The following is a 22,168-nucleotide window of genomic DNA, read 5'->3' on the forward strand; positions in this document are numbered from 1 at the left end:
CTACATGAGGTCAGCTGATGAGCGCCGCGTGCAGATCGTGCTCGTCGGCGGATTCCACCATCACGTCCACGAACTGCCCCGGCTTCAGCTTCTGCCCATTGTGGATGCGCACCACGCCATCGATTTCCGGTGCATCGGCCGCGGAACGCGCCACGGCACCCTCGGCGCTTGCGCTATCGACCAGCACCTTGATGGTGCGCCCGATCTTGCGCTGCAGCTTCGCCGCGGAAATCTCCGCCTGCACCGCCATGAATTGCTCCAGGCGGTCTTCCTTCAATTCTTCCGGCACCGGATCTGGCAGTTCGTTGGCCTTGGCCCCCTTGACCGGTGAATAGGTGAACGCGCCGACACGATCCAGCTCCGCTTCGCGCAGGAAGTCGAGCAATTCCTCGAATTCCGCGTCGGTCTCGCCGGGAAAGCCGACGATGAAGGTGCTGCGCAGCGTGAGATCCGGCACCAGCTTGCGCCAGTTCTGGATGCGCTCCAGCGTCTTGTCGATGTTGCCGGGACGCTTCATCAGCTTGAGGATCCGCGGACTGGCGTGCTGGAACGGAATATCGAGATACGGAAGGATCTTGCCTTCCGCCATCAACGGCATTACTTCGTCCACGTGCGGATACGGATAGACGTAGTGCAAACGCGCCCACGCACCAAGTTCGGCCAGCCCTTCGCATAGATCGGTCATGCGCGTGCGATAGCGCTTCTCGCGCCAGGTGCGTTCCGCGTATTTGACGTCCACCCCATAGGCGCTGGTGTCCTGGGAGATCACCAGCAGTTCCTTCACACCACCCTTGACCAGACGCTCGGCTTCGACCAGCACCTCATCCACCGGCCGAGATACCAGATCGCCACGCATCGACGGAATGATGCAGAAGCTGCAGCGATGATTGCAGCCTTCGGAAATCTTCAGATACGCGTAGTGCTTCGGTGTCAGTTTGATGCCGGTATCCGGAATGATGTCCAGCAACGGATTGCGCTTCGGCGGCAATGCCGCATGCACGGCATGCATCACGCTGCTGTAGTCCTGCGGACCCGTGATGGCGAGCACGTCCGGATAGGCTTCCTTGATCAACTCGGAGCGCTTGCCCAAGCAACCGGTGACAATCACCTTGCCGTTCTCATGCAGCGCTTCGCCGATTGCATCCAGCGATTCCTGCACGGCCGCGTCGATGAAGCCGCAGGTGTTCACCACCACCGCATCAGCCGCGTCGTAACTGGGCACGATTTCGTAGCCCTCGACCTTGAGCTGGGTAAGGATGCGCTCGGAATCCACCAGAGCTTTTGGACAGCCGAGCGAAACAAATCCCACCTTGGGTGCAGCGCTGCCGCTCGCATCGGCGTGCTTATCGTTTGACTTCAAAGAGGTTCTCACTGTAGGCGTTTTGGGGAGGGGCGGAGCCGCAAAACGGACATTTTAGCCTGCCTCCCTTTCCGGCGTTTTGCCGATGCTGCTCGATATTGACGCACTGTCATATATATGTGACAGTGCGCGCATGATGGAGTTGATTGAAACGGATACCTTCAAAAAATGGCGCAAGGGACTCAAAGATGCACGCGCCGAAGCTGCCATCGCCGCTCGCCTTGCTCGTCTCATCCATGGACTCCCGGGCGACGTGAAGCCAGTAGGCGAAGGTGTCAGTGAGCTTCGTATCCACCACGGCCCGGGTTATCGCGTCTATTTCAAGCGTAGCGGTAACTTGATCATCATCCTGCTTTGTGGCGGTGACAAAAGCTCGCAAGACAACGACATCATCGTTGCCAGGAAGCTCGCCAAATCTTGGGGTCAATGACCAATGACCGACAAATTCACCAAACTTGATCTTGCCGAACTCCTTACCTCGGATGAGGCCATCGAGCTATTCCTGTCCGAAGCCTTCGAGACCAAGGACCCTGGGCACATTGCCTATTGCCTTGGTGTAGCGGCACGCGCCAAAGGCATGGTGCAGGTATCCAAGGAGACAGGTCTCGCACGCGGCGCGCTCTACCGAATGCTCAGCGAGGATGGCAATCCAACCTTGAAGACGATGTTGTCGGTTCTGGACGTGCTCGGTCTGGACATAACGGTAAAACAGCACGCCGCGCGTTGATCTGGGGCGTGCACGCCACACGCATGAGCGCCTTGCAAAGCAATCCGTACCGCTCTCCGCTTTCGCGCTTGGCGACGCGTATCAATCACGTATTCCGCAACCGAATACTCTCCGCCAGATTCCCACGAAACACATGCTGCCCCAAATGCCCGAGATCCGATTGCATATCGGCATGAACCTTGCCGCCGATATCGCGCCAGCGGCGGCAGAAGGCGTAGTCCTCGGAAAGATAACGGCGCGACTCCGGATCGACCATGCAATCGAAGAACAGCCAGTAATACGGTTGCTGCGGATTGTTGGGCGGTCCGTCAGGCCGATAGTTCAATTCCGGATAGGCCTTCATCATTTTGGTAAAGACGTCGCGCTTGATCACCATGAAACCGGTGGGCGCTTCGGCTACTTCGACGAAGCCGCCTTCGTTCATGAACTTCTGCAATGGTTCGGCACCGTGGCCCACGGCGTTCAAGGGGTAGTCGGTGTACAGCGATTCGAACATCTCGCGTGTGGTGCCGGCGGGCACGCCATCCACGGGCCAGTTGAAGCGTTTGAGCGGGTAGACGCCCGCGGCCACATCGTAATCGGAGAGCAACAGGCGCATCACCGCGTCCGGCTTGAAGGAAATATCCGCATCGATCCAGAACAGGTGCGTGTATTCCTCATGCATGAGGAAGAACTTCACGATCTCGTTTCTGCCGCGCGTGACGAGACTGTCGGCATACATATGGAGCGAGGACTTCAACCCGAGCCGGATGGATTCGTGGGTCAGTTCGAACATGCTGGTGACGTAATGCATGGATACCGCGGAAACATAGCTGGGGGTAGCCCAGAGCACATTCATGGACTGAAGCGCGGAAAGGGGAAGCATGGACATCCTCGGTTGGCAGATCACTGCATAACGGTGCCGATCTTACTCATGACGACACGACGTGTGCCAGCACAAACCAACATGCCGGCTTCATGTGAATTGCACGCCGAATCCGCACCGGCCGCGCGCAAGCTTCATACTATGCGTTTCGCATTACGACTCCCTTTTCCAGCGCGAGGATTTCGTCATGGGCAAGCACATCAACCTACCCACCAGTGGCACGCAGTGTATTGGCGCGTATCTGGCCGAAGCGCAGGGAAAGCCCAAGGGCGGGTTGGTGGTGATCCAGGAAATCTTCGGCGTAAATGCTCACATTCGCAGCGTGGCGGATCGCTTTGCCGCGATGGGCTACACCGCGGTGGCGCCCGCGTTTTTCGATCACCTGGAAACCGGCGTCGAATTGGCATACACCGATGAGAGCATGGCCAAGGGACGACAACTGGTAATGGAACTTGGGCTGGATCGCGCGGTGGAAGATGTCGCCAGCGCCGCCGAGGCGATCCAATCCGCCGGCAAGATCGGCACGGTCGGTTATTGCTGGGGCGGCACGGTGGCGTTTCTTTCGGCCATCCGCCTGGGGCTCCCTTCCGTGAGTTATTACGGCGCACGCAATGTGCCGTTTCTCGGCGAGCAACCCAAGGCACCGGTGATGTTTCACTTCGGCGAAGACGACAAGTCCATTCCACCGGAGATGGTCGCCAAGCATCGCCAGATGCTGCCGCAGATGGACATCCATAGTTATCCCGGCGCCGGCCATGCGTTCAATCGCGATGTCGACCCCAGCCATTATCATGCGCAAAGCGCCGACCTGGCCCTGCAGCGTACGATGGCCTTCTTCGACACATACCTGGCCAACGCATGAGCGATGCCGATTTCGAACTCGACCCGCGCTTGCGGGACGATACACAGCACGTCGCCGCCCTGCCCTTGTGCGAGGTGCTGCTGATGAAGGATGCCCGCTTTCCGTGGCTGATCCTGGTACCACGGGTAGCAGGGTGCGCGGAAATACTCGATCTGGCCGACGGTGCACGCGCGCTGTTATGGCAGGAAATCAATCAGGCCGCCGCGGCGCTGCGTGAGGTGGCGCCGTGCGACAAGCTCAACATCGGCGCGTTGGGCAATATCGTGCGGCAGTTGCACGTGCATATCGTCGCGAGGAAAACAGGCGACGCGGCGTGGCCCGGTCCGGTGTGGGGACAGGGACGTGCCGAGCCCTATCAAGATGATGCGCTGTCTGTCCTGATGCAAAAACTGCAATCCATGTTTCGCACCAAGTAGGCTGGGATGAAATCCCAGCTTGGGCATGGATGGCAGTGCTGGGATTGCTTCCCAGCCTACAAAAATAAAAGCGCCCGTCGATGACGGGCGCTTTCGTTTCAACACATGGCCAGGTCCGGTATCAGTGACCGCCGGAGGCGTCGCTGCCGCCCTGGTCGCCATAAGACTTGCCGCTGGCATCCTTGGAGGTGTCACCGCTCGGCGCACTGGCCGGCGCGTGGTAATCCTCCAGCGCGCGCGCCTTGGTCTCCACCGGGTTGATGCGCGCCAGCTTGCCGCCGTCGTCGTAGTAAGCAACGAAACCATAATCAAGCTGCAGCCGAGCCATGTACTGCAGGTGCTGCTTGCGAATCTTCGAATCGTCACTCGGCAACAGCAGCACGGTCTTGGGCAACTTGCCCGTTTCTTTCAGGAAAGCGAAATGGCTGCCGGCGTCGAGCGCGGAAACCACGGCACCATCAATCAGGAACTGACCATTCTTGAAAGCCTTCATGGTCATGTCGAACTGGCTTTGGGTCTGCGTGGTTCCCACCGTGTCCTTGGACGCGCCGCGATGGCAGCCGCCAAGCACCAGCAAGCTACCGAGCATAAGCACGGCGGCGCCGCGGGTTGACAGCGTGGAAAGACGGATCATGCGGAATCTCCTGCAAATATCAGCGAAGCCAGGCAAGTGTAGCGCCGCCGGAAGAAGGTGGATGGATGGGTTGCGGAGCGCGTTCAGGTGCGCGGCAAGGTCACGCCCTGCTGGCCCTGGTACTTGCCGCCACGGTCCTTGTAGCTGGTTTCGCATTCCTCATCGGACTCAAAAAACAGCATCTGCGCGACGCCTTCATTGGCATAGATCTTGGCCGGCAGCGGCGTGGTGTTGGAGAACTCCAGCGTCACGTGGCCTTCCCATTCCGGCTCCAGCGGCGTCACGTTGACGATGATGCCGCAGCGCGCATAAGTGCTCTTGCCCAGGCATACCGTAAGCACCTGGCGGGGGATGCGGAAGAACTCGACCGTGCGCGCCAATGCAAAGGAATTGGGGGGAATGATGCACACGTCCGCTTCCACGTCGACGAAGCTGGTCGGGTCGAAGGCTTTCGGATCGACGATGGTGGAGTTGATGTTGGTGAAGATCTTGAACTCGCGCGCGCAACGCACGTCGTAGCCGTAGCTGGAGGTGCCGTACGACACCAGTTTGTCGCCACCGCGCAGCTTGATCTGCCCCGGTTCGTACGGCTCGATCATGCCATGCTGCTCCGCCATGCGGCGGATCCATTTATCGGATTTGATGCTCACGCGGACTCCGGTGCTGCCTGCCGCGCCCGGGCAGGCCCCAGGCGCAAAGCGGCAAAAATACATGGTGAGTGGGGCGTTGCGCCAGCGATGTTTGGCGCCCGCCTGCAGGCTGGGGTGGGGCGCCGCCGAACCCCCACCATTGCCATGCCCGCCGCAGAGGTTGGGGTTCTACGATGCCCACACCCACCTACGCAACCAGCGCGGCGGAAAGGCAGGCCAGCACCGTGCGCAGTTCCAGGCAACGCTCCGGACTCGTCAGTACTTGCGCCGGCGTACAGCCGCTACCGGGCAAGGCCACCATCAGCGGCTCCGGCGAGAGCAGGCGCGCCGACATCGTTCGCAAGATTTCGCACAACGCGTCCTGTGCATGATGCGAGCCGCGCGCCGAAGCGTTGATCAGCAGCACCGGCTTGTCGGGAAACTCCAGGCTGCCGACCAGCCAGTCGAGCAGATTCTTGAATGCACCAGGCACCCCATGCGCGTACTCCGGACAAGCGATCAGCAGCGCATCGCTTTGACCGACCGCCGTGCGCAGCTGCTGGACAACGTCCGGCACCTGCTCACTCTCGACATCCGCATTGAACAACGGCAGCGCGCCGAGACCCGCATATAACGTCAGCGCGAGCCCCGGCGGCGCCAGCTCGCGCGCCGCAAGCAGCGCTGCCGTATTGGATGACACGCGCCGCAGACTGCCAGAAAGACAAAGCACCCGCCGCGCGGCGCTCATGCCGCCGGCTGGCCCTGCACGACGATCTTGCCGAGCCCCAGCGATTTGTTGCGCGGCTGGCGTGCGAGCCTGCCGGCGGTGTTGCGTGCAATCTCGCGATAGCGCGCCGCCAAGTCCGAATCGGGCATCGCTGCCACGGTGGGATTGCCGCCGTCAGCCTGCTCACGGATGCGGATGTCCAGCGGCAGCGAACCGAGGTATGGCACCTGGTATTGCTCCGCCATGCGCTCGCCGCCGCCTGCACCGAAGATATGTTCCTCATGGCCGCAATTCGTGCACACGTGCGTCGCCATGTTCTCGACGATGCCGAGCACCGGCACTTCCACCTTCTCGAACATCTTCAGCGCCTTACGCGCATCGAGCAGCGCAATGTCCTGTGGCGTGGTCACGATCACCGCGCCGGCCACCGGCACCTTCTGCGACAGCGTGAGCTGGATGTCGCCCGTGCCCGGCGGCAGATCGATGACGAGGTAGTCGAGCATGTCCCAGCGCGTGTCGCCGAGCAGCTGCATCATCGCCTGCGTGACCATCGGGCCGCGCCAGATCATCGGCGTTTCCTCATCGACCAGGAAACCGATCGACATCGCCTGCAGGCCGTGCGCGGTCATCGGCGTGATGGTCTTGCCATCCGGCGATTCCGGACGGCCATGGATGCCGAGCATGCGCGGCTGGCTGGGGCCATAGATATCGGCATCCAGAATGCCAACTTTGGCACCTTCGGCAGCGAGCGCCAGGGCGAGGTTTACCGCCACCGTCGACTTGCCCACGCCACCCTTGCCGGACGCCACCGCAATGATGTTCTTCACGTTTGCCAGCGGCGCCAGCGTGCCTTGCACCTTGTGCGCATGGATGCGGCTGGACAGCGAAATGACCGCCGCCTCGATCGCCGTATCTGCCTCCAGCGCCTGTCTGGCTTGCGCCGCCAGCACCTCGCCGGCACCGGCGGCCGGATAACCCAGCTGGACGTCCACCGAAACCTTGGCGCCATCCACGCCGACGGCGCGAATGGATTCGGCCAAGGGAGCGCCGGTGTGAGGATCGATAAGGTCGCCGAGAATCCGGCGTACCAGGGCTTCGTTCGCCTGCGTCATGGAGAAAGGGGCTGTAGGTCAGGACCTGCAATTATGCCAGCAGGGGCTGGCGACTCGCCGTGATCGACGGTTTGCGCAATGCAGCTTGACCGGTTCGGCCGCCGCTCGGCAGGCTGCACCATACGCCAACGTAGGGACCCACCATCATGAAACGTCTGTCGCCATTCGCCATCGCCGCCTGTCTGCTGCTAGGCCCGGCCCTCGCCTGGGCCGCCAACGACACCCCGGTGGGCACGTGGCGGCAGGTCGACGACGTTACCGGCAAGCCGAAGTCCGTCATCCAGATCACCGACGACAACGGCAAACTGCAAGGCAAGGTGCTGCAGGTACTGCTTTCCGATGATGGCCCGCATCCGATCTGCAAGAAATGCGATGGCGAGCGCAAGGATCAACCGATCGAAGGCATGGTGATCATGTGGAACGTCAGCAAGGACGGCGACGTGTGGGACGGCGGCAAAATCCTCGATCCGAAGAACGGCAAGGTGTACAGCGTCAAGCTGAGCCTGACCGATGGCGGGCAGAAGCTGGATGTGCACGGCTACATCGGCTTTTCGCTGCTTGGGCGCAGCCAGGTGTGGGAGCGCATGCAGTAAGGCTGCCGCCGCACGCTGAGATGGCATTCCGGCATCAGGGTGCATAGAAAGCTGGGATTTCATCCCAGCCTAAAAATCCCCGGCTTCACCGCGCGCCACACCACACCACACCATCATGCCCACCATCTTCACCCATGCCGCCGTCCCTGCCCTGCTTGGCGCGGCTGCCGGCGAGCAACGCATAAGCCGTCGATTGCTAGGCGCTGGCATCATCGCCGCCATGTTGCCGGATGCGGACACGCTCAGCTTCAAGCTCGGCATTCCTTACGCGGATGCCTTCGGCCACCGCGGCGCCGCGCATTCGCTGATGTTTGCCTTATGCATCGCCATACTTGCCGCACTGTTGCACCGTCCGTTGCACAGTACGGTAACGCGCGCGTTCGCATTCGTCGGTTTATCGGCGGCTTCCCATCCATTGCTGGATATGTGCACTGATGGTGGCCTCGGCGTCGCCATCGCATGGCCGTTTAGCGCGCAGCGTCATTTCTTTCCCTGGCATCCCATCCGTGTTTCACCGATTGGCGTGCATTTTTTCAGTGCACAGGCGTGGCCGGTGATTACCTCGGAGCTGCTATGGGTATGGCTGCCGGCAAGCGCCATAGCGCTGGTCATCGGGATGACTCGTAGGCTGGGATGAAATCCCAGCATGCTTGTGCTTCCCGATGCTGGGGTTTCATCGCAGCCTACGATGGATCGTGTCAGCCAGATACGGCTTCAGCACGATGGACCATCACACCATGCGCGGCGAAAGCCGCACGCGTGGCACGATCCGCCGAATGCTCGACAACCAGATGCTGCACGCGCGCGAGTTCGGCGACCTGATGCGCTGCCACCGCACCGAGCTTGTCGTCGGTAGCAACCACCACGGTTTCGTCGCTGGCATCGATCATCGCGCGCTTGAACAGCGTTTCCTCGCTGTCGAAACCCCATAGGCCATGCGCGGCATCGATCGCGCAGGCACCGGGAAAACACAGATCCGCGCGCATGCGCTTCACCTGCTCGACCGCTTGTGCACCAATCGCGCCGCCGATCGAAGCAACAACGCGGCCGCCGATCAACAACACCTCAAAACCTTCGCGATCCAACAGCAACTGCGCGATATGCGGCGCATTGGTAATCACCGTGAGCCCGGCGCCGATCGGCAGCACGGCCGCGATGGCGGCGTTGGTCGTACCGGCGTCGATCAGCAAGGTCTGCCCCGGTTTCACCAGGCTCACGGCCTTGCGTGCCAGCGCCTGCTTGCGCAGCGGATGCTCGGTGCGGCGTTGCTTGAGTGGCGTCACGGTGACTGCGGGCAATAGCGCGCCGCCGTACACCCGCTTGCACAAGCCTTGCGCGGCGAGTTCGCGCAGGTCGCGGCGGATTGAATCCTCCGAGACCTCGAACGCCTCCGCCAACTCGGCCGCCACCACGCGCCCCTCGCTACGCAGCCGCGCAAGAATGCGCTGCTGGCGCTCCTCGGGCAGTGCGTTGCGATCGACGGTGGGTGCAAGCTTAGCCATGGTTGATCGCCCGCATTTCGCGCTCGAGCAAACCGAGTTCCACCAGGTGTTCGCGCAAACCGGCCGGATCGTGGAACCACCAGCCGTGCATGCCCAGCACTTCGGCTGCGGCCACATTGCGTTGCGAATCGTCGATGTACAACGCCGTGGCGGGATCGACCGCGTAGCGTTCCAACAGGCGTTGGTAGATGCGCGGATCGGGCTTCACCAGGCGTTCCTCGCCCGACACCACAATGCCCTCGAACCACTGCAGGAACGGATAAAGCTGCCGCGCAACCGGGAAGGTCTCTTGCGACCAGTTGGTGAGCGCGAGCAGGCGCACACCACGCGCTTTCAGTTCCGACAACAGCGCAACGCTACCTTCGATCGGTCCCACCAGCGTTTCTTTCCAGCGCAGGTGATAGGCATCGATCAGTTCGGCATGCTCGGGAAACTTCGCGCGCAACAGCGCTGTTGCCTCGACCCACGGACGGCCCGCATCTTGTTGCTCGTTCCATTCGCCGTTGCACACCTCGCGCAGGAACCACTCCATCTGCGTTTCGTCTTCGATCAACTGGCGATACAACCGCCGCGGGTCCCAGCCGATCAGCACGTTGCCAAGATCGAAGATCACCGTATCGATACGCCCACTCATCACCGCACTATCCTCGCCGACAAACCCACCAGCACCAGCAAGCCAGCCACCGCGACGAACGCGGTCGACAAGCTGCTGGCATGCGCTACGAAACCGATCAAGGCCGGACCGCTCAGCAAGCCTACGTAACCCAACGTGGTCACAGTCGCGATCGCGATCGCCGGTGGCGTGCCGGACAAACGTCCGGCCGCACTGAACATCACGGGCACGATGTTGGAAGCACCTAAGCCAATCAGCACAAAGCCGATCAAGGCGGCTACCGTCAGCGGCACGCACGCGACCAGCAAAAATCCTGCAACAGCAAGACCCGCACCCACGCGCACGGCCCACGCCGGACTATGCCGTGCAATCAGCCGATCACCGCAAAAACGCCCCACTGCCATCGCCACCGAAAAACACGCATAGCCGAAACCGGCCGATGCTGGCGCCACACCGCGCACGTCACGCAGAAACACCGCGCTCCAATCCAGCATCGCACCCTCCGCCATGAAGCTGACGAAGCACAACAGCCCCAACAGCCAGGCGAGCGCATGCGGCATGCCGAGCCGGCTCTTCTCTTCGGCATCTTTCGTGACTGCAGACGCATCGCCGTGCAAACCATCACGCAACCACAGCACGGTCAACGCCAGCACCACGGCGATGGTCACGGCGGCCCCCGGCAAGGGAAGTCCAAGTGCCAGCAGGCCGCTCAACAACGTGGCGCCCGTCAAGCCGCCGACGCTGAAAAGACCATGGAATCCGGACATCAGGCGGTCGCCGCTACGATGCTCCACCTCGACCGCATAAGCATTCATGGCGACGTCCACCGCGCCCAGCATCACGCCGAAATAGAGCAAGGTGCCTACCAGCATCGCCACGCTCGACACTTGCGCAAGCACGGGTAGCGCAAGACACATCAGCAAGCCGGCGCTCAGGATCATGGTGCGATTGCCCAACCGATGCGCAAGCCAGCCAACGAACGGCATCGACAGCATCGAACCGCCACCGAACGCCAGCAGCGCCGTGCCCAGTTGCGCATCGTCCAGCCCGAGGCGGAGTTTCACGTACGGCACCATCGGCGCCCACGCTGACATGGCCATGCCGGAAACCAGAAAGATCAGTCGCGTCGCCCGCCGCGCGCTGGAGAGCGATGCCGCATTACTGCCTGCAGCGGCGGTTTCAGAAGTCGTTTTCACAGCTTGCCCGTCTTGCCTTCAATACGAATAAATGTACACAAACGTGCAACATCGTGCAAACGTGCAGACATCCATGCGCCATGCCGCAGCGGGGGAAGCTCCCTTGACACTGCATGCCATAATGCAAAACCCATCGCGAACCACTGCCGCCCATGACCCGACGCCTGCTCGTCACCCACGCCCTGCCCTACGCCAACGGCCCGCTGCACCTGGGCCACATGCTGGGCTACATCCAGACCGATATCTGGGTCCGCGCGCAGCGAATGATGGGCAACGAGGTGTACTTCGTAGCGGCGGACGATGCGCACGGCACGCCGATCATGCTGGCGGCGGAAAAGGCGGGCGTCTCGCCGGAAGCCTTCATCGCCGACATGCGCGCCAGCCACGAAGCGGACTTCACCGATTTCCACTTCAGCTACGACAACTACTACACCACCCATTCGGATGAGAACCGCGAGCTGGCCTCGCTGATCTACACGCGCCTGCGCGACAGCGGCTACATCGCCAGGCGCAGCATCCAGCAGCTGTACGATCCGGACAAACAGATGTTCCTGCCGGACCGCTACATCAAGGGCACCTGCCCCAAGTGCGGCACGCCGGACCAGTACGGCGATAACTGCGAGAACTGCGGCGCCACCTACGCACCCACCGACCTGATCCATCCGTATTCGGTGGTATCCGGCGCTACACCGGTGTTGCGCGATTCGGAGCATTACTTCTTCGAGCTGAGCAAGTTCGAAGATCTGCTGCGCGACTGGTTCGGCGGTAAGCTCACCGATGGCAAGCCGGTGGCCAATCCGGGGGTAGTGGCCAAGCTGAAGGAATGGCTGGACGGTGGCCTGAAGGATTGGGACATCTCGCGCGATGCGCCCTACTTCGGCTTCCCCATTCCCGATGCGCCGGGCAAGTTCTTCTATGTGTGGCTGGATGCGCCGGTTGGCTACCTGGCGAGCTTCAAGAACCTGTGCGAACGCGCCGGACTGAGCTTCGACGAATTTCTGGCGCCGAACAGCGGTGCGGAAATGCACCACTTCATCGGCAAGGACATCATCAATTTCCACGGCCTGTTCTGGCCGGCGATGCTGCATGGCGCGCAGTTGCGCACGCCAACCGCGCTGCACGTGAACGGCTATCTCACTGTGAACGGCGCCAAGATGTCCAAGTCGCGCGGCACCTTCATCCAGGCGCGCACGTATCTGAAGTCCGGCTTGAATCCGGAGTTCCTGCGCTACTACTTCGCCACCATGCTCAACGATGCGCCGGTGGACGTGGACCTGGATCTCAAGGCTTTCGAGGAGCGCGTCAACTCGCACCTGATCGGCAAGTGGGTGAACATCGCCAGCCGCACCGCAGGCTTCGTGCACAAGTTCTTCAATGGACGCCTGGCCGCGGCTTTCTCGCCGGAACAGAACGAACTGTGGAGCGTGCTGATCTCGCACTATGAAGGCGTGCCGGCCTTGTACGAAAGCGGCGAATTCGCCGAAGCCATGCGTCGCATTGTCTTGATCGCCGACCTGGTCAACGGCCACATCGCCGCCAAGGCACCGTGGGTGATGGCGAAGGACGAAACGCAACGCGATGAACTGCATCAGGTGTGCTCGTTCGCGCTCGCCGCGTTCCGCCTGCTCGGCGGTTTGCTCAAGCCCGTGCTGCCGGTGACGGTGGAAGCCGCGGAGACATTCCTCGCCGCCCCCATCGCCGATTTCGATTCGGCCTGCGCCACCTTGCACAACCACACCATCCACGCCTTCGAACCGCTGCTGTCGCGCATCGATCCCAAGCTGATCGAAGCGATGGTCGAGGCGTCAAAAGAATCGCTGGGTTCCACGCCGGAACCTGAAACCAAAAAGCCCGCCAAGAAAGAAAGCAAGCCCATGACCGAAGCTACCGCCCCTGCCGCCGCAACCGAATCCAACCTCATCGGCATCGACGATTTCGCCAAGCTCGACCTGCGTGTCGGCAAGGTGCTGGTATGCGAGTTCGTGGACGGCTCGGACAAGCTGCTGCGTTTTGAACTGGATGCCGGCCCGCTAGGCAAGCGCCAGATCTTCTCAGGCATTCGTGCAGCGTATGGCGAACCGGAAAAGTTGGTGGGACGCAATGTGGTGTTTATCGCCAACCTGGCGCCGCGCAAGATGCGCTTTGGTTTGTCGGAAGGGATGATTCTTTCGGCGGGTGAAGGTGGCGGCGATCTGTTTCTGCTGGATGCGGATCAGGGTGCGGCGCCCGGCGCCACCGTGCGGTAATGCTTCCACCGTCATGCCGGCGAGCCGGAATGACGGTGAGGCTAGACCGGACTTGTCATAACCATGGCCACCCTCGCCGACCGCATCGACGCCCTGCTGCCGCAAACGCAATGCGAACAATGCGGCTACCACGGCTGCCGCCCCTACGCGGATGCGATCGCCAACGGCGAAGCAGACATCAACCAATGCCCACCCGGTGGCAGCGATGGCATTGCCAAGCTCGCCGCCCTGCTCGGCCGCGCACCATTACCGTTGAATCCGGAAAACGGTATCGAAAAACCACGCAGCCTGGCACGCATCATCGAGGCCGATTGCATCGGCTGCACCAAGTGCATCCAGGTCTGCCCGGTAGATGCCATCGTCGGCGCAAACAAACTCATGCATACGGTGATCGCCGACGACTGCACCGGCTGCGAACGCTGCGTTCCCGCCTGTCCGGTCGACTGCATTGTGCTTGAACCGATGCCGCTGGTGCAGGCAGAAGATCCCGCTCACGCTGATGCGGCACGCCTGCATTTCCAACGCCGCGAAACACGCTTGGAGGCACAACGCGCGCAGCGCGAAGCAGAATTGGCCACACGCAAAGCGCAAGTACACACCGCCAGCCAAAGCGTGCTCGATGCCCTTGCCCGCGCCAAAGCCAGGAAACAGGAACCCAAGCCGTGAAGGACAAGCCGTGAAAAAAGCGGATGTGATCGAACTGTTCTCACGCCTGCGCGAACTCAATCCGCATCCCACCACCGAACTGGCCTACACCACGCCGTTCGAATTGCTGGTGGCGGTGGTGCTATCCGCGCAAGCCACCGACGTGGGCGTCAACAAGGCCACGCGCAAGCTCTACCCGGTTGCCAACACGCCGCAGGCCATCCTCGATCTGGGCGAGGAAAAGCTCAAGCGCTACATCAATACCATCGGTCTGTATAACGCCAAGGCCAAGAACGTCATCGCGCTCTGCGGCATTCTGGTGGAGCAATACGGTGGCGAAGTGCCGGACAACCGCGAAGCGCTCGAAGCACTGCCGGGCGTGGGACGCAAGACGGCCAACGTGGTGCTCAATACCGCATTCGGCCATCACACCATTGCCGTCGACACGCACATCTTCCGCGTCTCCAACCGCACTGGCCTGGCGCCGGGCAAGGACGTGCGCGTGGTGGAAGACAAGCTGGAAAAAGTAGTGCCGAAGGAATTCAAGCAGGATGCGCATCATTGGCTCATTCTGCACGGCCGCTACGTGTGCAAAGCGCGCAAGCCGGATTGCCCGCAGTGCGTGATCCGCGATCTGTGCCAATACAAGGACAAGACGCCCGCGTAGGTTGGGGTGCAAGCCCCAACATCATGCAACCCTCTTTGCGCACACACATCCATGGCAACGTTGTAGTCTCATGTTGGGGTTCGCACCCCAACCTACGGGTCATACGAACAGCGCGACAGAAGGTGCCGTCTTGGCCGCAAAACCCTCCCGCAAGCCAGCTAACGAACACCCCGGCCGCCTGCAAATGGCCGACATCGCCCGTCTCGCTGGCGTGTCCACCTCCACCGTGTCGCGTGCCCTCAAAGGCAGCACGCTGGTGAACGAGGAAACGCGCGAACGCATCGCGCAGATCGCCAGCCAGTTCAACTACACCGTCAACCAGCTGGCGATGAATCTGCGCTCCGGCACCAATCGCACTGTGGCGGTGGTGGTGCCGTACGAGAAAAACCGCCGCCAGAATTTCTCCGATCCGTTCCTGCACGGCATGATCGGCGCACTCGCGGATGTGCTGACCGAACGCGATTACGAGATGCTGCTGGTACGCATGGATGCCGAACAGCTCCCCACCCTCGGCACCCTGGTCGATGGCGGGCGTACCGCCGGCATCATCCTGGTTGGCCAATGGCATCACCACGAGCAGCTCAACGCCATGGCGGACCGCAAGCTGCCGCTCGTGGTGTGGGGCGCGCAATTGCCGGATCAGCGCTACAGCTGCGTGGGTGGCCAAAACGCGGTCGGTGGCCGCCTGGTTGGCGAGCATCTGCTGGCGCAGGGTTGCCGCAGCATCGCCTTTCTTGGTGACCGCGATCTGCCGGAAGTCGCGCAGCGTTATCGCGGTTTCACGGCGGCGCTACGCAAGCAAGGCATCAAGCACGATCCTGTCTTGCGCAAGGATGTTCCGTTTCTCGCACCCGATGCACGGCATGCCACGCTGGAGTGGGTCGACAACGGCATCGCGTTTGATGCCCTGTTCGCGGCCAGCGATCTGCTTGCGATGGCAGCCGTCGGCGCCTTGCGTGAACGCGGGCTCGATGTTCCGAAGGACGTGCTGGTCGTTGGCTACGACGATGTTGATTTCGCCGCGCATTTCCACCCTTCGCTCACCACCGTGCGCCAGCCGTTCCAGTTGGGCGCTGAAGCCATGGTGGATGCCTTGCTCGATTTGCTCGGGCACAGCTCAAGAACTTCTGAGCACGAACTGCCAACGCAATTGATCGTTCGCGAGAGCAGCCAGCGCGCCTGATGCGTTCGCAGGCTGGGATGAAATCCCAGCTTCTTCATGCCGCCTGATGCCGGAATTGCCTCGCAGCCATGTATTGCAATCGATGCCATCGCCATGTGGCTTTGGCACAATTCGCCTTTGAATTATGCTGCACCGCAAATTGCAATCGATTGCAAAAACCTAAAAATGGCCCCACTGCCTCCATCGGCAGCACGGTGCGGGAGCGTTCCGTGCCAATCGGTCGGGGATGCCGAACGTGGCCAAGCATTCACTCCAAGGCCGCGCGAGCCGCCCTGCGCAAAAATTTTGGGGAGAAAACCATGCATCCGTTGTCCACCTTTCGCAGGAACACGCTGACGGTCGCCATCGCACTGATGTGCACGGCGTCGTTCCAGGCCACGGCCGGCACCACCGATACAAGCGCACCGCAAGCCACCTCCTCCACGCCATCGAACGCGCAAACCGGCAGCAGCGACGCGTCCAGCCAAGCCAAAGACAAAAAGCAGAACTCGGTGAACCTGCAGCAGGTCGTCGTCACCGGCTCGCCGCTGCCGTCCACGGAAATGAACTCCAGCATTTCGGTAAGCACGGTCGATGGCGGGCAGATCCAGAGCAGCGGCGTGCAGAATGCGGCCGATCTGCTGCGCACGATTCCTGGCATCCGCTCCGAGTCATCCGGCGGCGCCGGCAATGCGAACATCTCCGTGCGCGGCCTGCCGGTGGCTTCCGGCGGCAGCAAATTCGTGCAGTTCCAGGTCGACGGCATGCCGGTGCTGGAATTTGGCGATACCGCTTTCGCCACGCCCGATACGTTCCTGCGCACCGACTACAACATCGATCACGTCGAAGCCGTGCGCGGCGGCTCGTCGTCGATCTTCGCCAGCAATGCGCCGGGCGCCATCATCAACTTCATCACCAAGGACGGCAGCACGCAGGGAGGCGATATCGGCCTTACCGTCGGATTGGGCAAGTATGACGATCAACGCCTCGATTTCGACTACGGCGGCCCGCTTTCGACCTCCACCCGCTATCACTTCGGCGGTTTCGTCCAGCATGGCAACGGCCAGAAAAATACGGATTACACGTCGTCGTCCGGCGGCCAGCTGATGGGCAACATCACCCACGATATCGATGGCGGCTTTCTGCGCCTGAATCTGCAATTCACGGATACCTACGATCCGGTCTACCTGCCTGTACCGGTGATGATCACCGGCAACAACAGCGACCCTCACGTCAGCTCCATCCCTGGCTTCAACGTGCAGAGCGGCGTGCTGCAATCGCCCTACTTCACCAACGATACCGCGCTCAATGCGCAGGGGCAGACGATTCACACCAATATTCGCGATGGCTACCACACGCGCGTGAATGCGATCGGAGGCGAAGGCAAGTTTTCACTGGGCGATGACTGGACGCTGCACGAGCAATTTCGCCTGGCCGAGAACTATGGCGCCTTCACTGGTCCGTATCCGACCAATGTAGAAAGCGCGCAAACGCTTGCCGACAGCATCGGCGGCGCCGGCTCCTACCTTACCTATGCTACCGGCCCGAACGCGGGCAAACGCGTCACCAGTCCCGCGACGTTGGGCGGCAACGGGCTCGCATCAGAAACGGCACTGTTCAACGTGTCGCTGCCGAACATGGACAACTTCACCAACAACATCAGCCTGTCGCGCACCTTCGATACGGATGTCGGCAAGGGCACACTGCAGTTCGGCTATTACCACTCGCAGCAGAACGTGGTGCAGGACTGGCACTGGAACATGTACCTGCAGACCGTGCAAAGCCAGGATTCGGCGCTGCTGAACGTGTATAGCGCCAGCGGCAAGCTGATGACCGAGAACGGCTTGGTGGCCTACGGCACGCCGGGTTTTTGCGGCTCCTGCAACCGCTATTACGACGCCAAGTACATGATGGATGCGCCGTTCGTTTCCATGACCTGGGAAACCGGTCCCTGGCGCTTCGACGGCGGCGTGCGCTTCGATCGCATCAACGGCAGCGGTTACTACGTGGGCGCCACGCAGACCGCGGCGGTGGACGTGAATCGCGACGGCGTCCTTTCCGTACCCGAGCAAAGCGTACCGGTTTACGGCGGCGCCACTTCACCGATCAACTACAGCAAATCGCACCTGGAGTACTCGTTCGGCGCCAACTACACCATCGATTCGAACCTCGCCCTGTTCCTGCGCGCCAGTAGCGGTGCGCGCTTCAATTCCGATCGCCTGCTGTTCGGCGGCGGCATTCTCGCCGACGGCAGCGTGCCGCAAGGCATCGGCGTCAACGTGGTCAAGCAATACGAAGGAGGCGTCAAGTGGAACACGGCGCACACCAGCCTGTTCGTCACCGGCTTCATGGCCAACACGCAGGAACAGAACGAGGATGTGACCTCCACGATCGAACCGTTCATCAGCCGCCACTACCACGCACGCGGCGTCGAATTCGAAGGCTCGGTCAACTACGGTCACTTCTCGCTGGCCGGTGGCATGACCTATACGCATTCGCGCATCGTCTCCGATGCCATCACGCCCGCCGACGTCGGCAACGTGCCGCAACGCCAGGCGAACTGGGTGTATCAGTTCAGCCCGAGCTATAGCTGGCGCGCTTTCAACTTCGGCGCCACGCTGATTGGCACCACCAAGTCCTACGCTTCCGATCCGAATGGCCTGGTGATGCCGGGTTATACGCAGGTAAACACGTATGTGAGCTACGACATCAACGATCGGATGACGGCCTCGCTCAGCGTCAACAATCTGTTCAACGCCATTGGCCTCACGGAGGTTGATTCCAGCCCCGAGACTGTAACGAGCAATGGCATCAACACCGCGCGTTCCATTCTCGGCCGCACCATCTATCTCAACTGGCAGTATCACCTGTGAGCAAACCGGACGTAGCCGCCCTTTCGATGGACCCCGCTTTGCTGGCACGTGCGCGCCAAAGCTTTCTTGCCGAAGTCGGTACGGAAGCGCAAGCCGAGCTTGCAACGCGCTTTGATCGCCATGCGCCCCGGCTATTGCATTGGCTGAGCAAGCTATACGGCAGACAGCCGATGTTCGAACGATGGCTGCTATCGCTATGCACCACGCTGGGCACGCTTGCGCGTGCCCGGCCGCCGGTGCTGTGCGAACTTGATCGTGAACGCGAACGCGATCCCGACTGGTTCATCCATGAAAAGCGCGTGGGTTATTGCGCCTACGTGGATCGCTTCGGCGGCGATCTCAACGGCGTGGCCGAACGTGTGGACTATCTGGAAAACCTGGGTGTCGGCTATCTGCACTTGTTGCCATTTCTGCAAGCGCGCACGGGGGACAGCGACGGCGGATTTGCCGTAGCCAGCTTTGAAGCCATAGAGCCCGCGCTCGGCAACATGAGCGATCTGGAACAACTGGCAACGCGCCTGCGCAAAGCGCGCATCAGCCTGTGCGCCGATCTGGTGCTCAACCACGTGGCCGATGAGCACCCATGGGCCGTGGCCGCCATGCAAGGGGATCAACACTATCGCTCGTATTTCCATCTGTTTTCCGATCGGCGTGTACCCAATCGCTACGAACAGACCGTCGCGCAAATTTTCCCGCAGACCGCGCCTGGCAATTTCACCTATAACGATGCACTGCGTAGCTGGGTATGGACCACGTTCTATCCCTATCAGTGGGATCTCAATTACGCGTATCCACCGGTCTTCGCCTCGATTGCCTTCGCCTTGTTGAAGCTGGCCAACCGCGGCGTGGAAATCTTCCGCCTCGATTCGGCACCGTTTCTGTGGAAACGCCTGGGCACGCCGTGCACGAACCTGCCTGAAGTGCATCACATCCTATCGGCGCTGCGCGCCATCGTCGGCATGGTTGCGCCGGGCGTGTTGCTGAAGGCGGAAGCCATCGTGGCATCGACGGACCTGCTGCCCTACCTGGGCGTGGGCGAAACGCTCGGCAGCGAATGCCATCTGGCTTATCACAGCGGCCTGATGGCGGCGAGCTGGACCGCATTAGGCGAAGGACGCACGACACTGCTGCGGCAACTGCTGGACAGCACGCCTACCCTGCCCGCGCACACAGGCTGGATGACGTACGTGCGTTGCCACGACGACATCGTGTGGGGCGTGCTGCGTTCCGACGTTGAAGCCGCCGGCGATGATTTCACGCAACGCATCGGCAACGCTGCAGCGTTTCTGGAAGGACGCCGGCCCGGCAGTTTCGGTCATGGCGTTGCCTTTCAATCCACCGATGGCAACGCGGTACACGGCACCAACGGCATGGCCGCCACGCTCGTCGGCCTGGATTCGGCCGATAACGCGGATGCGTTGCGGCGCTTTGCCTTGATGTACGGACTGGCTTTCGCCGTGGGCACGGTGCCATTGCTGTACATGGGTGATGAACTGGCGCAACCGAGCAATGACGCGCATGACGATGCTGGCTTGATGGCGCTCGACGGCCGCTGGGCGCAGCGCCCTCGGCTGGATCTGGCGCGCCTGCAGCAACGGTTCGATGGAAACACGATCGCCGGCAAAGCTTATGCGGCCATCAAGGCGTTGATTGCGGCCCGCAACGATGCATCGTTTGATCCATGCGCAACCGTTGAAACGCTGGACTGCCATAACGAAGCGCTGCTGGCCATTCGGCGCGGCGAACGCTTCACGGTGGTATTCAACTTCAGCGACAAACCGCAACCGGTCGACTGGACTGGGCTGCACGCCGGCGACGGCTGGACAACCCTGCTGCAAACCGCCGACGATGCCGCTATCGACGCAGGCATCTTGCCGGCATGGGCAATGGTATGGCGCAAGAAACCATGACAGGCATGCATGCTGCGATCCAGGGTGAAGCACCCGCCACGCGCAAGCCACGGCTGACGTTCTGGCAGATCCTCAACATGAACGTCGGTTTCTTCGGCATCCAGTTCAGCTTTGGCCTGCAGCAAAGCAACATGAGCCCCATCTACAAATACCTGGGTGCGCATGACGCCAGCCTGCCGTATTTGTGGCTGGCCGGACCGATCACCGGCTTGATCGTGCAACCGCTGATCGGCGCGATGAGCGATCGCACGGTGAGCCGCCTCGGCCGTCGCACACCGTACTTTTTGATCGGCGCGCTGATCTGCAGCGTGTGTTTGTTTGCCATGCCGTTGAGCCCGGCTCTGTGGATTGCAGCAGGATTGCTGTGGATGCTGGACGCGGCCAACAACATCACGATGGAACCGTATCGCGCGTTCGTCGGCGATCGTCTGGATACCTCGCAACACGCCGTCGGTTATCTCGCGCAAAGCGCTTTTACCGGTTTGTCGCAGACACTGGCCTATCTCACGCCCTCCATCCTGGTGGGCCTGGGGATGCAGGCCGGTGCGGTCAACCGTCATGGCATTCCGAATGTGGTGCTGATCGCCTTCATCATCGGCGCGGCGTGCTCGATCACCAGCGTGGCCTGGTCAGCGTGGACCACGCCGGAACTACCGCTGTCGGAGCAGGAAAAAGAACGCATGCGCCACGCGCCCCACAGCCTGGGCGCCACGCTAGGTGAAGTCGTCGATGCCGTTCGCAACATGCCGGCGACCATGCGGCAGCTTGCGGTGATGATGCTGTTCCAGTGGTATGCGATGTTCTGCTACTGGGAATACATCACGCTCTCCATGGCCCGCTCGCTCTACGGCACCACCGATTCCACCACGCCTGCCTTCGCGCAAGCGTTGTTGATCAGCGGAAAGATGGGCGGCTTCTACAACTTCATCGCCATGCTGGCCGCCTTTGCAATGATGCCGCTGGCGCGGCGCATGGGCGCCAAGCCTATTCACGCCGTGTGCTTGCTGTGCGGCGGTGCCGGCATGCTCCTGCTGCCGGGCATCCATGCGCGTGCGATGTTGTTCGCGCCCATGATCGGCATCGGCCTCGCCTGGGCGAGCATGATGGGCAACCCTTACGCGATGCTCGCGAGCAGCATTCCGCCGGAACGTGCGGGTGTGTATATGGGTTTGTTCAATGTGTTCATCGTGCTGCCGATGCTGTTGCAGATTCTTACTGTGCCGTTGATGTATGAGAGCGTTCTGGCAAGCAATCCGGAGAATGTAATACGGCTGGCGGGTGGCATGTTGTTGATGGCAGCGGTGCTTACACTGAGAGTGAAAGTGCGAACGCCCGCGTAGGCTGGGATGACAATCCCAGCACCATCATGCATGGCGGTGCTGGGATTTCATCCCAGCCTGCGAACCTCGTCGCAGAGCTCCCTCCCCTG

At 61.4% G+C, this 22,168-nt stretch carries 22 protein-coding genes; 13 read left to right on the plus strand and 9 right to left on the minus strand.

Translation table 11 applies throughout. The annotated features are described in order from the left end of the window. Positions 1 to 10: 10 nt before the first annotated feature. Entirely contained in the window at positions 11 to 1,360 is a 1,350-nt protein-coding gene (gene rimO, locus VJR68_RS06175) for a 30S ribosomal protein S12 methylthiotransferase RimO (RefSeq protein WP_324146776.1), read from the minus strand. Positions 1,361 to 1,493: 133 nt separating this feature from the next. Between rimO and VJR68_RS06180 the strand changes: the two genes are divergently transcribed. Next, positions 1,494 to 1,790 (plus strand): type II toxin-antitoxin system RelE/ParE family toxin, encoded by a 297-nt coding sequence (locus VJR68_RS06180; protein WP_324146829.1) that lies wholly within the window; start codon positions 1,494 to 1,496, stop codon positions 1,788 to 1,790. 3 nt (positions 1,791 to 1,793) lie between these two features. Next, positions 1,794 to 2,087: an addiction module antidote protein gene (locus VJR68_RS06185; RefSeq protein WP_324146778.1), complete on the plus strand. Its 294-nt coding sequence runs from the start codon at positions 1,794 to 1,796 to the stop codon at positions 2,085 to 2,087. A gap of 85 nt (positions 2,088 to 2,172) precedes the next feature. Here the strand turns inward: VJR68_RS06185 and VJR68_RS06190 are convergent, their stop codons facing one another. After that, positions 2,173 to 2,925, minus strand: a complete 753-nt coding sequence (locus VJR68_RS06190; protein WP_324146780.1) for a hypothetical protein — start codon at positions 2,923 to 2,925, stop codon at positions 2,173 to 2,175. 214 nt (positions 2,926 to 3,139) lie between these two features. Here VJR68_RS06190 and VJR68_RS06195 point away from each other — a divergent pair, with 214 nt between their 5' ends. Both VJR68_RS06195 and VJR68_RS06200 read left to right on the plus strand, forming a co-directional pair. Then, entirely contained in the window at positions 3,140 to 3,814 is a 675-nt protein-coding gene (locus tag VJR68_RS06195) for a dienelactone hydrolase family protein (RefSeq protein WP_324146782.1), read from the plus strand. After that, on the plus strand, positions 3,811 to 4,230 hold the full coding sequence (locus tag VJR68_RS06200; RefSeq protein WP_324146784.1) for an HIT family protein: 420 nt from the start codon (positions 3,811 to 3,813) through the stop codon (positions 4,228 to 4,230). The genes VJR68_RS06195 and VJR68_RS06200 overlap by 4 nt, the downstream gene beginning before the upstream one ends. 121 nt (positions 4,231 to 4,351) lie before the next feature. On the opposite strand, the gene VJR68_RS06205 is transcribed toward VJR68_RS06200, so the two are convergent. From VJR68_RS06205 to apbC, 4 genes are all read right to left on the minus strand, one after another. Beyond that, a complete protein-coding gene (locus VJR68_RS06205; protein WP_324146785.1) occupies positions 4,352 to 4,864 on the minus strand; it encodes a hypothetical protein in 513 nt (170 codons plus the stop codon). Positions 4,865 to 4,947: 83 nt separating this feature from the next. Further along, positions 4,948 to 5,514, minus strand: coding sequence for a dCTP deaminase (dcd, locus tag VJR68_RS06210; RefSeq protein WP_324146787.1), 567 nt, complete (start codon positions 5,512 to 5,514; stop codon positions 4,948 to 4,950). A 187-nt stretch (positions 5,515 to 5,701) separates the two neighbouring features. After that, positions 5,702 to 6,241: an NADPH-dependent FMN reductase gene (locus tag VJR68_RS06215; protein ID WP_324146789.1), complete on the minus strand. Its 540-nt coding sequence runs from the start codon at positions 6,239 to 6,241 to the stop codon at positions 5,702 to 5,704. After that, the gene (apbC, locus tag VJR68_RS06220) at positions 6,238 to 7,332 is read right to left on the minus strand and encodes an iron-sulfur cluster carrier protein ApbC (RefSeq protein ID WP_324146791.1); all 1,095 of its coding nucleotides are present in this window, start codon (positions 7,330 to 7,332) and stop codon (positions 6,238 to 6,240) included. Before apbC ends, VJR68_RS06215 begins: the two co-directional genes overlap by 4 nt. A 146-nt stretch (positions 7,333 to 7,478) precedes the next feature. On the opposite strand from apbC, the gene VJR68_RS06225 reads away from it, so the two are divergent. Both VJR68_RS06225 and VJR68_RS06230 read left to right on the plus strand, forming a co-directional pair. Next, positions 7,479 to 7,925: a DUF2147 domain-containing protein gene (locus VJR68_RS06225; protein WP_324146793.1), complete on the plus strand. Its 447-nt coding sequence runs from the start codon at positions 7,479 to 7,481 to the stop codon at positions 7,923 to 7,925. Positions 7,926 to 8,040: 115 nt separating this feature from the next. Beyond that, a complete protein-coding gene (locus tag VJR68_RS06230; protein ID WP_324146795.1) occupies positions 8,041 to 8,562 on the plus strand; it encodes a metal-dependent hydrolase in 522 nt (173 codons plus the stop codon). A gap of 61 nt (positions 8,563 to 8,623) precedes the next feature. Here VJR68_RS06230 and VJR68_RS06235 read toward each other — a convergent pair whose 3' ends face one another. From VJR68_RS06235 to VJR68_RS06245, 3 genes are read right to left on the minus strand one after another with little or no spacing between them, the layout of a single operon-like run. Next, positions 8,624 to 9,427: a DeoR/GlpR family DNA-binding transcription regulator gene (locus VJR68_RS06235; protein ID WP_324146796.1), complete on the minus strand. Its 804-nt coding sequence runs from the start codon at positions 9,425 to 9,427 to the stop codon at positions 8,624 to 8,626. Further along, a complete protein-coding gene (locus VJR68_RS06240) occupies positions 9,420 to 10,061 on the minus strand; it encodes an HAD family phosphatase (RefSeq protein WP_324146798.1) in 642 nt (213 codons plus the stop codon). Before VJR68_RS06240 ends, VJR68_RS06235 begins: the two co-directional genes overlap by 8 nt. Next, positions 10,061 to 11,236 (minus strand): MFS transporter, encoded by a 1,176-nt coding sequence (locus VJR68_RS06245; protein ID WP_324146799.1) that lies wholly within the window; start codon positions 11,234 to 11,236, stop codon positions 10,061 to 10,063. Before VJR68_RS06245 ends, VJR68_RS06240 begins: the two co-directional genes overlap by 1 nt. A 152-nt stretch (positions 11,237 to 11,388) precedes the next feature. Here VJR68_RS06245 and metG point away from each other — a divergent pair, with 152 nt between their 5' ends. The 7 genes from metG (at position 11,389) to VJR68_RS06280 (ending at position 22,079) form a co-directional block, all read left to right on the plus strand. Beyond that, a complete protein-coding gene (gene metG, locus VJR68_RS06250; protein ID WP_324146801.1) occupies positions 11,389 to 13,482 on the plus strand; it encodes a methionine--tRNA ligase in 2,094 nt (697 codons plus the stop codon). A 63-nt stretch (positions 13,483 to 13,545) separates the two neighbouring features. Beyond that, on the plus strand, positions 13,546 to 14,148 hold the full coding sequence (locus tag VJR68_RS06255) for an RnfABCDGE type electron transport complex subunit B (protein ID WP_324146803.1): 603 nt from the start codon (positions 13,546 to 13,548) through the stop codon (positions 14,146 to 14,148). 10 nt (positions 14,149 to 14,158) lie between these two features. Beyond that, the gene (gene nth, locus VJR68_RS06260; RefSeq protein ID WP_324146805.1) at positions 14,159 to 14,794 is read left to right on the plus strand and encodes an endonuclease III; all 636 of its coding nucleotides are present in this window, start codon (positions 14,159 to 14,161) and stop codon (positions 14,792 to 14,794) included. A gap of 130 nt (positions 14,795 to 14,924) precedes the next feature. Next, positions 14,925 to 15,977, plus strand: coding sequence for a LacI family DNA-binding transcriptional regulator (locus tag VJR68_RS06265; protein WP_324146807.1), 1,053 nt, complete (start codon positions 14,925 to 14,927; stop codon positions 15,975 to 15,977). 299 nt (positions 15,978 to 16,276) lie between these two features. Then, positions 16,277 to 18,829, plus strand: a complete 2,553-nt coding sequence (locus VJR68_RS06270) for a TonB-dependent siderophore receptor (RefSeq protein ID WP_324146809.1) — start codon at positions 16,277 to 16,279, stop codon at positions 18,827 to 18,829. Beyond that, entirely contained in the window at positions 18,826 to 20,739 is a 1,914-nt protein-coding gene (locus tag VJR68_RS06275) for an alpha-amylase family glycosyl hydrolase (RefSeq protein WP_324146811.1), read from the plus strand. The genes VJR68_RS06270 and VJR68_RS06275 overlap by 4 nt, the downstream gene beginning before the upstream one ends. Positions 20,740 to 20,744: 5 nt before the next feature. Further along, positions 20,745 to 22,079: an MFS transporter gene (locus VJR68_RS06280; protein WP_414647745.1), complete on the plus strand. Its 1,335-nt coding sequence runs from the start codon at positions 20,745 to 20,747 to the stop codon at positions 22,077 to 22,079. The last annotated feature ends 89 nt before the right edge of the window (positions 22,080 to 22,168 follow it).

Origin of the sequence: Dyella sp. (assembly GCF_035277725.1) — a bacterium.
Lineage (GTDB): Bacteria > Pseudomonadota > Gammaproteobacteria > Xanthomonadales > Rhodanobacteraceae > Dyella_B.